The 14626-nt window shown below is 35.0% G+C and carries 9 protein-coding genes, 7 tRNA genes and 3 rRNA genes; 2 read left to right on the top strand and 17 right to left on the bottom strand.

The features are described from left to right. Positions 1-71: 71 nt before the first annotated feature. The 12 genes from JW646_RS10545 to JW646_RS10490 form a co-directional block, all read right to left on the bottom strand. A tRNA-Lys gene (locus JW646_RS10545) sits at positions 72-147 on the bottom strand. Positions 148-154: 7 nt separating this feature from the next. Beyond that, positions 155-231: transfer RNA gene (locus JW646_RS10540), tRNA-Asp, on the bottom strand. Positions 232-247: 16 nt separating this feature from the next. Then, positions 248-323: transfer RNA gene (locus JW646_RS10535), tRNA-Val, on the bottom strand. A 15-nt stretch (positions 324-338) separates the two neighbouring features. Then, a tRNA-Gly gene (locus JW646_RS10530) sits at positions 339-412 on the bottom strand. Between the two features lies 1 nt (position 413). Next, positions 414-488: transfer RNA gene (locus JW646_RS10525), tRNA-Glu, on the bottom strand. Positions 489-500: 12 nt separating this feature from the next. Continuing rightward, positions 501-576, bottom strand: a tRNA-Met gene (locus tag JW646_RS10520). 6 nt (positions 577-582) lie between these two features. Further along, a tRNA-Thr gene (locus tag JW646_RS10515) sits at positions 583-657 on the bottom strand. 5 nt (positions 658-662) lie between these two features. Continuing rightward, positions 663-779, bottom strand: a 5S ribosomal RNA gene (gene rrf, locus JW646_RS10510). 138 nt (positions 780-917) lie between these two features. Continuing rightward, positions 918-3814 (bottom strand): 23S ribosomal RNA (locus tag JW646_RS10505). A gap of 252 nt (positions 3815-4066) precedes the next feature. Next, positions 4067-5570, bottom strand: a 16S ribosomal RNA gene (locus tag JW646_RS10500). The 16S, 23S and 5S rRNA genes sit together here with 7 tRNA genes alongside, the layout of an rRNA operon. Before the next feature lie 529 nt (positions 5571-6099). Beyond that, positions 6100-8715, bottom strand: coding sequence for a heavy metal translocating P-type ATPase (locus JW646_RS10495; protein WP_228415173.1), 2616 nt, complete (start codon positions 8713-8715; stop codon positions 6100-6102). 11 nt (positions 8716-8726) lie between these two features. After that, positions 8727-9095 (bottom strand): ArsR/SmtB family transcription factor, encoded by a 369-nt coding sequence (locus JW646_RS10490; protein WP_074920360.1) that lies wholly within the window; start codon positions 9093-9095, stop codon positions 8727-8729. A 208-nt stretch (positions 9096-9303) separates the two neighbouring features. Here JW646_RS10490 and JW646_RS10485 point away from each other — a divergent pair, with 208 nt between their 5' ends. After that, positions 9304-9792, top strand: coding sequence for a hypothetical protein (locus tag JW646_RS10485; protein WP_074920359.1), 489 nt, complete (start codon positions 9304-9306; stop codon positions 9790-9792). 465 nt (positions 9793-10257) lie between these two features. Here JW646_RS10485 and JW646_RS10480 read toward each other — a convergent pair whose 3' ends face one another. The 5 genes from JW646_RS10480 to JW646_RS10465 form a co-directional block, all read right to left on the bottom strand. Further along, a complete protein-coding gene (locus tag JW646_RS10480; protein WP_228415172.1) occupies positions 10258-10548 on the bottom strand; it encodes a hypothetical protein in 291 nt (96 codons plus the stop codon). Positions 10549-10907: 359 nt separating this feature from the next. Then, complete coding sequence (locus tag JW646_RS10475) at positions 10908-11192, bottom strand: hypothetical protein (RefSeq protein WP_228415171.1); 285 nt, start codon at positions 11190-11192, stop codon at positions 10908-10910. A 5-nt stretch (positions 11193-11197) separates the two neighbouring features. Then, positions 11198-11494 carry a DUF2089 family protein gene (locus JW646_RS10470; RefSeq protein ID WP_228415170.1) on the bottom strand — a complete coding sequence of 99 codons (297 nt, stop codon included), beginning with the start codon at positions 11492-11494 and terminating at the stop codon, positions 11198-11200. Positions 11495-12415: 921 nt separating this feature from the next. After that, complete coding sequence (locus tag JW646_RS20135; RefSeq protein WP_255701290.1) at positions 12416-12544, bottom strand: hypothetical protein; 129 nt, start codon at positions 12542-12544, stop codon at positions 12416-12418. 122 nt (positions 12545-12666) lie between these two features. Beyond that, a complete protein-coding gene (locus JW646_RS10465; RefSeq protein WP_074920358.1) occupies positions 12667-13749 on the bottom strand; it encodes a hypothetical protein in 1083 nt (360 codons plus the stop codon). Positions 13750-13883: 134 nt separating this feature from the next. Here JW646_RS10465 and JW646_RS10460 point away from each other — a divergent pair, with 134 nt between their 5' ends. Continuing rightward, positions 13884-14618, top strand: a complete 735-nt coding sequence (locus JW646_RS10460; protein ID WP_074920357.1) for an HAD family hydrolase — start codon at positions 13884-13886, stop codon at positions 14616-14618. The last annotated feature ends 8 nt before the right edge of the window (positions 14619-14626 follow it).

Raw genomic sequence — 14626 nt, 5'->3', positions numbered from 1 at the left:
TCTCATAATGCATTTTATTTTAGTAAAATAAAAAACCATGTATAAATTTATACATGGTTTTTATCAATAATTGGTGACCCATCGGAGATTCGAACTCCGGACACCTTGATTAAAAGTCAAGTGCTCTACCGACTGAGCTAATGAGTCATAATTATGGCGACCTGGAAGGGGTTCGAACCCTCGACCTCCAGCGTGACAGGCTGGCATTCTAACCAACTGAACTACCAGGCCGCGTTTGTGTTTTTAATGGTGGGACCAACAGGGCTCGAACCTGTGACCCCCTGCTTGTAAGGCAGGTGCTCTCCCAGCTGAGCTATGGTCCCGGGAATTAATTAAATTGGAGCGGGTGAAGGGGATCGAACCCTCACAGCCGGCTTGGAAGGCCGGAACTCTACCATTGAGCTACACCCGCATGGTGACTCATAGGGGAATCGAACCCCTGTTACCGCCGTGAAAGGGCGGTGTCTTGACCGCTTGACCAATGAGCCATAATTTAAAAATGGTTGCGGAAACAGGACTTGAACCTGTGACCTTCGGGTTATGAGCCCGACGAGCTGCCAACTGCTCCATTCCGCGATATTATGGAGCTGGTGATAGGAATTGAACCTACAACCTGCTGATTACAAGTCAGCTGCTCTACCGTTGAGCCACACCAGCACTTTACGTGGCTACGTGCTACTCTCCCAGGGGGTCGCCCCCCAAGTACCATCGCCGCTCAAGAGCTTAACTTCTGTGTTCGGAATGGGAACAGGTGTATCCTCTTTGCTATAATAACCACATAAAATTCATTACACTCATATCGCCAACGATATTTCTTTGCTTTCGCTTCAGAAAAATCCGTTGCTCAAAGTGTTTTTAAGTATTAACTTTTGTTAGTACTTTCAAAACTGCTAACATTTAATGTTTCCATTATTTTTTTGGTCAAGTCCTCGACCTATTAGTATCAGTAAGCTACATATGTTACCACACTTCCACCTCTGACCTATCAACCATGTAGTCTTCATGGGGTCTTAACCTTGCGGTGGGAAATCTTATCTCGAAGTAGGCTTCGCGCTTAGATGCTTTCAGCGCTTATCCTTTCCGTACTTAGCTACCCAGCTATGCCCTTGGCAGAACAACTGGTACACCAGCGGTACGTCCATCCCGGTCCTCTCGTACTAAGGACAGGTCTCCTCAAATTTCCTACGCCTGCGACGGATAGGGACCGAACTGTCTCACGACGTTCTGAACCCAGCTCGCGTACCACTTTAATGGGCGAACAGCCCAACCCTTGGGACCTACTACAGCCCCAGGATGTGATGAGCCGACATCGAGGTGCCAAACCTCCCCGTCGATGTGGACTCTTGGGGGAGATCAGCCTGTTATCCCCAGGGTAGCTTTTATCCGTTGAGCGATGGCCCTTCCATGCGGTACCACCGGATCACTAAGTCCGACTTTCGTCCTTGCTCGACCTGTATGTCTTGCAATCAAGCTCTCTTCTGCCTTTACACTCTACGTACGATTTCCGACCGTACTGAGAGAACCTTTGAGCGCCTCCGTTACTCTTTAGGAGGCGACCGCCCCAGTCAAACTGTCCACCTGACAGTGTCCCACTACCTGATTCAAGGCAGCTGGTTAGAATCCCAGTACTACAAGGGTGGTATCCCAAGGATGGCTCCACACAGACTGACGTCCATGCTTCATAGCCTCCCACCTATCCTGTACATGTAGCACCGAGACTCAATGTCAAGCTACAGTAAAGCTCCATGGGGTCTTTCCGTCCTGTCGCAGGTAACCGGCATCTTCACCGGTATTACAATTTCACCCAGTCTGTTGTTGAGACAGTGCCCAAATCGTTACGCCTTTCGTGCGGGTCGGAACTTACCCGACAAGGAATTTCGCTACCTTAGGACCGTTATAGTTACGGCCGCCGTTTACTGGGGCTTAAGTTCACTGCTTCGGTTACCCTAACAGATCCCCTTAACCTTCCAGCACCGGGCAGGCGTCAGCTCCTATACATCGTCTTGCGACTTAGCAGAAACCTATGTTTTTGGTAAACAGTCGCTTGGGCCTATTCTCTGCGGCCATGTTTCCATGGCACCCCTTCTCCCTAAGTTACGGGGTCATTTTGCCGAGTTCCTTAACAACAGTTCTCTGGCTGGCCTTAGGATACTCTCCTCACCCACCTGTGTCGGTTTGCGGTACAGGCACCTTTAACCTCGATAGAGACTTTTCTCGACAGTGTGAAATCAGCTACTTCGCTACTAAATTTCGCTCCGCATCGTACCCCAGCATTATTCTAACGGATTTGCCTATTAGAACTGCCTCAATACTTGCCCGCACATAACCAACAGTGCGGTTAGCTTATCCTACTGTGTCATCCCATTTCTCAAACGGTTATTGGTGGTACAGGAATATCAACCTGTTGTCCATCACCTACGCCTTTCGGCCTCGGCTTAGGTCCTGACTAACCCAGGGCGGACGAACCTTCCCCTGGAAACCTTGGGTTTACGGCCTGTGGGATTCTCACCCACATCTCGCTACTCATGCCAACATTCTCACTTCTATACAGTCCACATCTCCTTACGGTAATGCTTCAATCCGTATAGAAAGCTCTCCTACCCATCATAAATGATGCCGTAGCTTCGGTAGTACGTTTTAGCCCCGGAAATTTTCGGCGCAGGATCACTCGACCAGTGAGCTATTACGCACTCTTTAAATGAGTGGCTGCTTCTAAGCCAACATCCTGGTTGTCTGTGCAATCCCACATCCTTTACCACTTAACGTACATTTAGGGACCTTAGCTGACGATCTGGGCTGTTGCCCTTTTGACTATGAATCTTATCACCCACAGTCTGACTCCCAAGCATAAGAATACGGTATTCGGAGTTTGATAGTCTTCGGTAAGTGCAATACCCCTAGGACATTCAGTGCTCTACCCCGTTTCTCTAAATCTTGAGGCTAGCCCTAAAGCTATTTCGGAGAGAACCAGCTATCTCCGGGCTCGATTGGAATTTCACCGCTATCCACAGGTCATCCCCGAGCTTTTCAACGCTCGTGGGTTCGGTCCTCCACGAAATTTTACTTTCGCTTCAACCTGCCCATGGATAGGTCGCCCGGTTTCGGGTCTACGTCAACTAACTATACGCCCAGTTAAGACTCGCTTTCGCTGCGGCTCCACACCTTAAGTGCTTAACCTTGCTAGGTAACGTAACTCGTTGGCCCGTTCTACAAAAAGTACGCAGTCACACAAATAATGTGCTCCTACAGCTTGTAAGTGTAGGGTTTCAGGTTCTATTTCACTCCCTCCCGGGGTTCTTTTCACCTTTCCCTCACGGTACTATACGCTATCGGTCACTAGGTAGTATTTAGGCTTGGAGGATGGTCCCTCCTGCTTCCCACAGGGTTTCACGTGTCCCGTGGTACTCTGGATCATATCTGAAGTCTTCTTGTTTTGACTACGTGGCTTTTACACTTTATAGCGGAGCTTTCCAACTCTCTTCGTCTACAATAGCCTCTTCGTTATGATATGTCCGCAACCCCAGTGAAGAAAACTTCACTGGTTTGGCCTGTTCCGCGTTCGCTCGCCGCTACTTACGGAATCGAATTTCTTTCTCTTCCTCCGGGTACTTAGATGTTTCAGTTCCCCGGGTTCCCCTCGTATAGCTATGTATTCACTATACGATACTTAGACATTACTCTAAGTGAGTTTCCTCATTCGGAAATCTTGGGATCACAGTTTACGTGCAACTCCCCCAAGCTTATCGCAGCTTATCGCGTCCTTCATCGGCTCCTAGTGCCAAGGCATTCGCCCTACACCCTTAATAACTTGACCAGTTATTAAAATGCTTCGCCAATGTCTTTGTCTTCATATACATTCAGACAAATCCCATTGCTCAAAGTTTGATATTTTTAAAAGTTATCTTCTTTATATGATATATTTTTTAAGAAGTTTATCTTCTTCTTTATATAATGTCATATCACTAAATGTTATGCAGTTTTCAAAGTACTAAAGCACTTAACAAGTAAGTACAAATTGAGTGTTCAAAGAACGCTCAAAATTAAACAGTAGGTTAATTCTCCCTAGAAAGGAGGTGATCCAGCCGCACCTTCCGATACGGCTACCTTGTTACGACTTCACCCCAGTTATTGATTTCACCTTCGACACTCGCTTCCCAAAAGGGTTAGCTAAGTGGCTTCGGGCGCCCCCAACTTCCGTGGTGTGACGGGCGGTGTGTACAAGACCCGGGAACGCATTCACCGCAGCATTCTGATCTGCGATTACTAGTAACTCCAGCTTCATGTAGGCGAGTTTCAGCCTACAATCCGAACTGAGAATGGCTTTAAGGGATTAGCTCGGCCTCACGACTTGGCTGCCCTCTGTACCACCCATTGTAGCACGTGTGTAGCCCTAAGCATAAGGGGCATGATGATTTGACGTCATCCCCACCTTCCTCCAGGTTATCCCTGGCAGTCCCTCTAGAGTGCCCAACTTAATGCTGGCAACTAAAGGCAAGGGTTGCGCTCGTTGCGGGACTTAACCCAACATCTCACGACACGAGCTGACGACAACCATGCACCACCTGTCACTTCTGTCCCCGAAGGGAAAAATGCGATTAGGCATCGGTCAAAAGGATGTCAAGCTTAGGTAAGGTTCTTCGCGTTGCTTCGAATTAAACCACATGCTCCGCTACTTGTGCGGGTCCCCGTCAATTCCTTTGAGTTTCACTCTTGCGAGCGTACTCCCCAGGCGGAGTACTTAATGCGTTAGCTGCGGCACCGAGGGGGGTAACCCCCGACACCTAGTACTCATCGTTTACGGCGTGGACTACCAGGGTATCTAATCCTGTTTGCTCCCCACGCTTTCGTGCCTCAGTGTCAGTTACAGTCCAGAAAGCCGCCTTCGCTACTGGTGTTCCTCCTAATATCTACGCATTTCACCGCTACACTAGGAATTCCACTTTCCTCTCCTGCACTCAAGTTTTCCAGTTTCAAGAGCTTACTACGGTTGAGCCGTAGCCTTTCACTCCTGACTTAAAAAACCACCTACGCACCCTTTACGCCCAGTAAATCCGGATAACGCTAGCCCCTACGTATTACCGCGGCTGCTGGCACGTAGTTAGCCGGGGCTTCCTCCTCAAGTACCGTCATTATCTTCCTTGAGGACAGAGTTTTACGACCCGAAGGCCTTCATCACTCACGCGGCGTTGCTGCATCAGGCTTTCGCCCATTGTGCAATATTCCCCACTGCTGCCTCCCGTAGGAGTTTGGACCGTGTCTCAGTTCCAATGTGGCCGATCACCCTCTCAGGTCGGCTACTGATCGTCGCCTTGGTAAGCCATTACCTTACCAACTAGCTAATCAGACGCGGGTCCATCTCATACCGCCGGAGCTTTGATAAAAAATCCATGTGAATCTCTTATATTATCCTGTATTAGCATACCTTTCGGTATGTTATCCATGTGTATGAGGCAGGTTACCCACGCGTTACTCACCCGTCCGCCGCTCTTTACCGAAGTAAATCGCTCGACTTGCATGTGTTAGGCACGCCGCCAGCGTTCATCCTGAGCCAGGATCAAACTCTCATAAAAAAGTTGTCCATTGCTCAGACTAATCATTATCTGAATATCTGGCTTGGTTTGTTTGTTGTTTCAGTTTAATTCTTAAAGAATTAATTTATTGTTAACCTACTGTTTAATTTTCAAAGTTCTTTGCTCGTTTCAGCTTCTTTATTTTATCAAAGCTGTTTTTTCTTGTCAACAACTTTTTTAAAAAGTTTTTTGTTGACGTTTTGTCCCTGTCTCAAGGACAAGTAATACTATATCATCATAATAAAATACAGTCAATACTTTTTTTAAAGTTTTTTATGAAATAAATGATATTTTATAATTTATTATTAAATTCCATTTATTTCAACATTTGATTTCACGTTGAAATAGCCAGGTTTTTTAATCATTCTCACAGTAATATCTTCTCTTTATTAAACTACATTTTTTCTTTAAACTCCTATTTTTATTATATAACAAAAGCAAAAGCTTATTTTTTAATAATCAAATAAAAATACTACTTTGTATATATAAATATTACATTCATAATATAACAAAGTAGTACTCTTATATTTTATTTCATTATTCTCATTGCATTTAGCACTGCGATTAAAGCAACCCCTACATCAGCAAATACTGCTTCCCACATACTTGCCATGCCTAAAGCTCCAAATACCATAACTATAATTTTAATACCTAATGCAAAGATAATATTTTGCCATACTATTTTATAAGTCTTTTTAGATATTTTTATTCCTTCAGCTATTTTACTTGGTTCATCTGTCATTATAACTATATCTGCTGCTTCTATAGCTGCATCTGATCCTAAACCACCCATGGCTATTCCTACATCAACACGAGCAAGAACTGGAGCATCATTTATTCCATCTCCCACAAAAGCAATTTTTTCTTTATCACTTCTACCTTCATATATAGATTCTATTTTTTCTACTTTTTCATTTGGCAATAAATTTGAATATACTTTATCTACTTTTAATTGTTTTGCTACTGAATCAGCTACTTCTTTGTTATCTCCAGTTAGCATAACAGTTTCTTTTATACCTTGAGCTTTTATTTCCTTAATAGCTTTTTCACTATCTGATTTTATTTTATCAGAAATAACTATATATCCTTTAAATTGATTGTTAACTGCTATATAAACTACTGTTCCTATTTCTTTATTTTTATTTACTTTTATATTATTAGCTGTCATTAATTTTTCATTTCCAGCTAATATTTCTTCATTTTCATATTTTACTTTTATTCCATGAGCAGCTATTTCTTCATAGCCTTCTATTTTATTTAAATTAATTTCTTTACTATAGTAGTTTAAAATAGATTTAGCTATTGGATGATTTGAATTAGCTTCTGCAATAGAGGCATATTTAATTAATTCTTCCTCTGATATTCCAAAAGATTTAACCTTTACAACATCAAATACACCTTCTGTTAATGTTCCTGTTTTATCAAATACTACTGTATCAACATATCTTAAAGCTTCTAGATAGTTACTTCCTTTTATTAATATACCATTTCTAGAAGCAACACCTATTCCACTGAAATAACTTAGTGGTATAGACAAAACTAAAGCACATGGGCATGATACAACTAAGAATACTAATCCCCTGTGTAACCAATCACTAAACATTGCTCCTGGAACAAATATTGGTGGAACTACTGCTATTAATGTAGCTAATATAACTACTATTGGTGTATAGTATTTTGAAAATACAGATATAAAGTTTTCTGTTTTAGACTTTTTACTACTTGCATTTTCTACTAAGTCTAATATTTTTGATACAGTAGACTCAGAAAAGCTTTTAGTTACTTTTACTGTTAATAAAGAGTTTTTATTAATAAACCCTGATAATAATTCATCACCTGACTTAACTGTTCTTAAAACAGACTCTCCAGTTAATGCAGATGTATCTACCATTGAATTCCCCTCTATTACCATACCATCTAAAGGTACTTTTTCTCCCGGCTTAACTATTATAAAGTCTCCAATTTCTACTTCTTCTGGATCTACAACTTTAATAGAGTTACCTACTTTTAAGTTTGCCACATCTGGCTTTATTTGCATTAAATCAGAAATAGATTTTCTTGATTTACCTACTGCAAGTTCTTGTAAATACTCTCCTACTTTGTAAAATAACATTACCCCAACAGCCTCTGATGCATCGCCTATTGCAATTGCACCAACTGTTGCTACTGTCATTAAAAAGTTTTCATCAAATATTCTACCTTTTGTCATATTTCGTAAAGCTTTATATACAACATCTCCACCTACTAATATATAAGACACTAAGAATATTAATATTGAATATTTACTTTCTACTCCCATCATTTCTTCATAAAATGCAAATATAAATACAAATGCCCCTAATAATATCTTTAGCAGTTTTAATTTATTATTATCTTTTATTGCTTTACTTTCTTTTTTAACTTTCTTATTTTCTTTTGTTCCTTCAATTTGTATATTAAGTCCTGGTTCTGTATCATTTATTATGTTTATTATATTTTTTATTGTAATATCTTCTTTTGTATTATCTATTTCTACAGATAGTTTTTTGTTTACAAAGTTCATATTAGAGCTTTTGACTCCATCTAGCAAAGATACTTTATTACCTATTACTTCTGCACAATGGGCACAATTAAGTCCTCCTAAAATAATATCTTTCTTTATATATGACTTATTTTTATTTCCAATCACTTGAATATCAAGACCTGGTTCTATTGAATCAATCAAACCAATAACATCTTCTATTATTTTATCTTCATTTTTTCGAGAATTTAATTCTAGTGTTAATTTTTTATTTACAAAATTCAAGTTACTGCTTTGAATTCCTTCTAAAGATTTTACTTTGTCACCTATTACTTCTGCACAATGAGCACATGTTAATCCATTTAACATTAGCTCTTTTTTATTACCTGGGCCTACTTTTTTATCAAGTACTTGAATATCAAGTCCTGGTTCTATTGAATCAATAAGAGAGATCACTTCACTTATTATTGCTTCTTCATTATAAGAAGAATCAATTTCTAAAGTTAGTTTTTTACTGATAAAATTCATATTACTACTTTCAATCCCATTAATATTTTTTACAGCTTCTCCTATAGTTTCAGCACAGTGAGCACATGTTAATCCATTTAACATTAGCTCCTTTTTTGTCAATACTGCCGTCAACATCACTATACCCCCTATCTATTATAAGTTTCCTCTATATGACATAAGCCACAGTTAAATATTTGATTTATATGATTATCATCCAATGAATAATAAACGACCTTGCCCTCTTTTCTAAATTTAACTAATCTAGCTTGCTTTAAAACTCTTAACTGATGAGATATTGCTGATTGAGTCATGTTTAAAAGGTCCGCTATATCACATACACACATTTCTTCTTCAAATAAAGCGTACAAAATTTTTATTCTTGTAGTATCACCAAATACCTTAAATAACTCTGCTAAATCATAAAGTTTCTCATCTTCAGGCATTTTATCCTTTACCTTACATATTACTTCTTCATGTACACAAGTACATTCGCATCTATTTATAATATCTTTCATTTATATTCCTCCAACTAATATTAATATATGAACAACTGTTCATATATTAATATTATGATATTTGTCATCTTTGTGCAACCTTTTTTATATATTTCTTAGATTTGTAACTATTTCTAAAATACTCATATCTAGATTTTTTTTTAATATATATATTAGTAGTATTAGTAATTTTATTATATTAAAAATTGAAAGGAGAGTTCATATTAAAATGAATTATAATAACATGTATCCTAATAGAATGAGCGATAACATAGATCCAAACTATATATACCCTCAACCATATATAGATCCTTTAATGTACATGAATCCTTACGTTATGAATAATAACCAAAGTGGAAATTTCAATCAAAATATAAACCCGGAATACTCAACATATTCTAACCAATATGTTGATAATCAACAATTTAATCCTTATGAAAATATGCCTAACAACATGCAAGAGGAGTTTGAAAACAACAATAATATGAATGATATGAATGACATGAATAATATACCTATGATTCCTATGATGCCTCCAAACATGATGTTTCCCGGCATGTTTCCACCTAACATGATGTATCCTGGTATAATGCCACCTAATATGATGTACCCTGGAATGATGTACCCAGGGGCAATGCCACCTAACATGATGCATCCTGGAGTAATGCAAAATATACCTACCGTTAATATGGATGAGTTCGATGAGGAAGAAATGTAATCAAAGATTATATTTAAATATCAATGTTACCCCTATAAATTAGGGGTTTTTTTATTTTTTTTTAAAAAAGTGTTATAAAATTTTAAAATCTGTCTACACTATTAAATGTATTCCTCATAATATTCCCCCAATATTATAAATACAAAAAAGGGCATTCTAGTTATACTAGCATTGCCCTTCTTTTTTTATCCCAATATTAACATTTACTTTTAATATAAAAAAGACTTACCGCAAATGTTTACGGTAAACCTGTATATACTTAATAATCCTATATATTGAATTTACACCTTTTTAATTATAGTATGAACACAAATTATAATTTATAAAAATGAAAATTCACAATTTTTCTTCATAACTTTATATCTTAATAAAATAAGCCACTAAGTTTTTCTTAACTTAGTAGCTATTAGGCTCATCAATATTAAAAAAGTATATTTATAGTTTATATAATACATTTATATCAGCTTATAAATCTTTGGCTTTCATTTTTTCTATCTCGGATTGTTTGTTTTTTTTGTATTTATTTCTTCCAATTGCCCAATCACCAAAAAATGTAATAGTGACAATAGCAAAATCAAAAATATATTCTTTTTCTAAAGGCACTATACCTTTTGCAAATACGAAAATATTTGCTAATAATAAAAATACTGGTATTATTCCTCCCCAAATAGGACTTCTTAACTTTGAGCTTAAAAAGTATTGTATGCTCATTAGTGGTGCAGCAATAACAATTCCAAAAATAATAAAACCTTCCATAATTTTAGTTTCTCCTTTTCTTTTTGTCGTTTTCAATAATTATTCTTTCAGTTTCTATATCAATTCGATAATTGACTTAAATACCTTTTATAATAATAAAAAATTCACTTCACTCATGTCGCAAAAATTGAGAACCATATCGTCAATGATATATCCTGGTTACTCAAATGTATAAGTCCTTGAGCAACTACGTCTGTAAATCATTTTGCTACCGCTTTAATCCACTACATGTTCGCCATGAAATTTCAGACTTATACCATTGCTCAAAATACTTTTTTACATTTGTACATCCATTTATATTACTAAGTTAAATAGTAAAGTCTAATTTTATTTTTGTAATACTATTCTTTAAAATCTACCTATAAATCTTTGGCTTTCATTTTTTCTATTTCATCCTGTTTAATTTTTTTGTATCTATTTCTTCCATTTTCCCAATAACAAAAAAAGAGGATGTTAATAGTGCTGAAATAAAAAATATATTCTTTATTGAAAGGTATTATCCCACTTGTAAAAACAAAAATGCTTCCTACAAATAAAGTTAATGGAATTATCCCTCCCCAAACGGCACTTTTTAACTTTGTACATAATAAATATTCCACACTCATTACAATAACCATAATAATAGATGTAACAAGAATATCCATGATTTTTATTTCTCCTTTTCTTTTTTGTACTTTTCAACAATTATTTTTGCAGTTTCTACATCAATTCGAGAGTCAACTGCAAGACCTTTTATAAAAGTACAAAAAGGTTCTTCTTCTTGTTGATCACTTAACTCAATTTTCTGAATAAGTTTATCTAATCTCAAACGTACAGTTGGATAAGATACTTCGTAAAGTTTAGTAATTTCTTTTAATGAACCAGACTTTAGAACAAAGTTTTTTAAAAAAGTTGCATCTTCTAATTCTAAAGAAAGTATCCATTGTGGTATTTTATCTAACTCCATTTCAATTCCCCTTTCATATATTTTTTAATAATATTAAGTATACCATAAACATTATTAAAGTCAATAGTTACATTTTATTCAATTTTACATTTTATATAAGGTTTATCTTATCTTTTTATTTACCTTACATATAACCTTGTGCTGAATGAATTTATGATATAATCATAAAAGTTTATTATGTTAAGCTGCATAACAAAGCCCTAGTGAAGGGTATAATAATTTTAGAAAATATCTATACTCTATTTTCAAGCTGTGAATATTACTAAATTGTGGTCAAAACTAACCCTTTAAACCTAAATAAAATATTTATTCTCCAGAAATTACATTAAAGTTTCATTATTTAAGAAAAAATGACCTATAAATAGGTCACCTTAACTGATACATAATGGTCTTCAGTTTTTTGTATTTAAATTTACTAAGACAGTTTGGACAAACTAATTCTGACATTAATTCTTTTTTTAGCGAAGCTATCGCTCCAAAATCAAATATTATATCTTATCTAAATTTTTCAATAATAAATTCTTGTACTCTTTTTCAAATCCACATGAATTGCATTCATAGCCATATAGTTTTTGTCCAATACTCATTTCGTCTAATTCTTATAACATAATATTTTTCCTAAAATTACTTTTGATTTTATTGTTTCAAATTTACATCTTTCATACATTATTCTTTTTATAACTTTAATTTTGTTTATGCTTTTTTAAATCTAACTTTTAAATATTCTAATATCTATGTTAGATAATTGGCATACTTCACTTTCACTCTCCCCACTTTTATGCAGCCTTAAGGCCTTTTCATATATCCAAAGGCTCCACCCACTGCTCAAGTCGCAAAGTTGAAAATTAAAAAAGCTTCTCTAGATTAACTCTAGAAAAGCATATTTTATATTATTTATTAAATTTATCATAAATCCCATATTTAGTTACAATTATTTAATGATGATAGTTTTTTATTAAAACGTACACCAAATATAACCTCAATTATAATTTCCATTACTGTTATTAAATCAAATATTATTCCTTTGCTTTTTATAGATATATTTTTCATATTCATAACCCCTTTCATATTGTATGAAATATTTTGTCTTAACAAGTTATGTCTTTATTCTACAATACTCTATAAAAAACACCTATGGGTTTACATTACAACTATATTACGTTTATGTAATTTTAATCTAAAAAATCCTCAAAATCATCCGATCCAGATTCCACAAAGTCATAAAGAACATTTTCTTCAAAGAAATAACTTTCATCAACTTTCAGATACTCTTTATATTTAGCCATTAGTAACTTATTAATGTATTTTCGATCTCTTTCAGAGTAAGTTCCTACAAAAAATTTATCACCTAACTGATAATATATTGACTTTATATCATTATTTATTACATAAATATCTTTTTTTACATGATTATTATTAAAATTAAATCTAGTAAAGAATACCCCTTCTTCCATTTCACTTTTTAACATAAATGGATTATCATTATAAAATTCCATTAAAAATTCACCCTTATTTTTAACTTTGTAAATATCTATAAATTCAGATTTTGATATTTCATCAAAAACTTCAAAATCATATATAGGTTCTTTATCTGTGACTAATAAAGATTTAATTCTAAAATTATCATTTTCTTTACATATATTAAAAGCTATTTTACAAGTATAATATCCATCTTCGTCCTCATATAAAGCTTCACTAATATATACTTCTTCATTTCTTTTAGTTACTTTATTCTTTAAAAGAGCTCCATTAATTTTTGTTATATGATTATTTGATATTTCTTCGCTTCCAGAAAAATATTTTAAACTTTCTCTATCTCTAGCTATAAACCTCATTGTCATATAATTTATAAATTCAACTTCATCATCAACTTTCTTACTTATAATAGGATACACTTCATCTAGAGTTAAATTACTTTTATAATTTGTTATTATATCTATATATTCCTCTGTGTCTCCAGGTAGTTCCTTGCCATACTCTAAATTTTTATTACCAAAATGATTTATTAAAAATAAAGCTACTTCTTCTTTAACTAGTATTCTACTCTCTCCGAATCCACCCATTAGTCGTTCTTCCTCATTACAAGCTTCTTTTGATGTAGGATTTTTTAAACTAACATAGTCAGCAATCCCTAGTCCTTCTCCATCTAATAAAAAATACTGGTATATATTATTATCCTTATTCTCATATTTAATAGTAAGACCCATGCTTCCCATAAGTCTAGATTTTGTTACTTTGGCATAATCAAATGTCATCAAATCACATCCTTAATACTTTTATAATTATTAAATAGCTAAAATTCATATTTTATTTTCTATTTGTAATTATAGTTTACAACAAAATTGAATTTTATAATATAATAAAGTAAATACTTAGATGAGGTGATTCAATGAAAAATATAGGAGCTTTTTTTGATATTGACGGAACTATCTACAGAGACTCCCTAATGGTAGAGCATTTTAAAAAGCTTATTAAATACGAAATAGTTGATCAAAAAGCTTGGGTTGCTCATGCTAGAGATACTTTTTTAGATTGGGATAAAAGACAAGCAAATTATGATGATTATCTACTAGAAATATGTGACTTATATGTTAAGTCACTACAAAATGTAGATAAGTCTTGTATAGATTTTACTAGCGATCAAGTTATTGCATTAAAAGCTGAACGTGTTTATAAATATACACGTTCAAGAATTAAATGGCATTTGGATAATGGTCACAAGGTTATATTCATATCTGGTAGTCCCAATTTTTTAGTTGAGAAAATGGCTAAAAAATATGGTGCCTCAGATTATGTTGGTAGCGATTATATATTTGAAGATGGAAAATTTAACGGAACAGTAATTCCCATGTGGGATGCAAAAAGTAAAAATATCGCTATAGATAGTTTTGTTGAAAAGTATGATATAGATTTAAGTCAATCTTATGCTTACGGAGATACTAATGGAGATATTAATATGCTTAAGCGCGTTGGTAATCCAATTGCTATTAATCCAACTAAAGAATTATTAAATCATATGATAGAAGATAAGCACTTAAACGACAAAGCCCAAGTAATCGTAGAAAGAAAAGATATTGTGTATTCTTTGGATTGCAATGTGAAAAGATTTGAGATAGGCTTATAGTATATTAT

It is taken from the genome of Terrisporobacter hibernicus (genome assembly GCF_020809405.1).
In the GTDB taxonomy this organism is placed as follows: Bacteria; Bacillota; Clostridia; order Peptostreptococcales; family Peptostreptococcaceae; genus Terrisporobacter; species Terrisporobacter petrolearius.
The sequence above is the reverse complement of the archived record's forward strand: the minus strand, read 5'-3'. Positions and strand labels throughout refer to the sequence as shown.

Coding starts and splice junctions, on each gene's coding strand:
- JW646_RS20135 (WP_255701290.1), bottom strand. CDS start 12,544: ATGAAAAATATATCTATAAAAAGCAAAGGAATAATATTTGATTTAATA.
- JW646_RS10495 (WP_228415173.1), bottom strand. CDS start 8,715: ATGTTGACGGCAGTATTGACAAAAAAGGAGCTAATGTTAAATGGATTA.
- JW646_RS10465 (WP_074920358.1), bottom strand. CDS start 13,749: ATGACATTTGATTATGCCAAAGTAACAAAATCTAGACTTATGGGAAGC.
- JW646_RS10480 (WP_228415172.1), bottom strand. CDS start 10,548: ATGGAAGGTTTTATTATTTTTGGAATTGTTATTGCTGCACCACTAATG.
- JW646_RS10485 (WP_074920359.1), top strand. CDS start 9,304: ATGAATTATAATAACATGTATCCTAATAGAATGAGCGATAACATAGAT.
- JW646_RS10490 (WP_074920360.1), bottom strand. CDS start 9,095: ATGAAAGATATTATAAATAGATGCGAATGTACTTGTGTACATGAAGAA.
- JW646_RS10475 (WP_228415171.1), bottom strand. CDS start 11,192: ATGGATATTCTTGTTACATCTATTATTATGGTTATTGTAATGAGTGTG.
- JW646_RS10470 (WP_228415170.1), bottom strand. CDS start 11,494: ATGGAGTTAGATAAAATACCACAATGGATACTTTCTTTAGAATTAGAA.
- JW646_RS10460 (WP_074920357.1), top strand. CDS start 13,884: ATGAAAAATATAGGAGCTTTTTTTGATATTGACGGAACTATCTACAGA.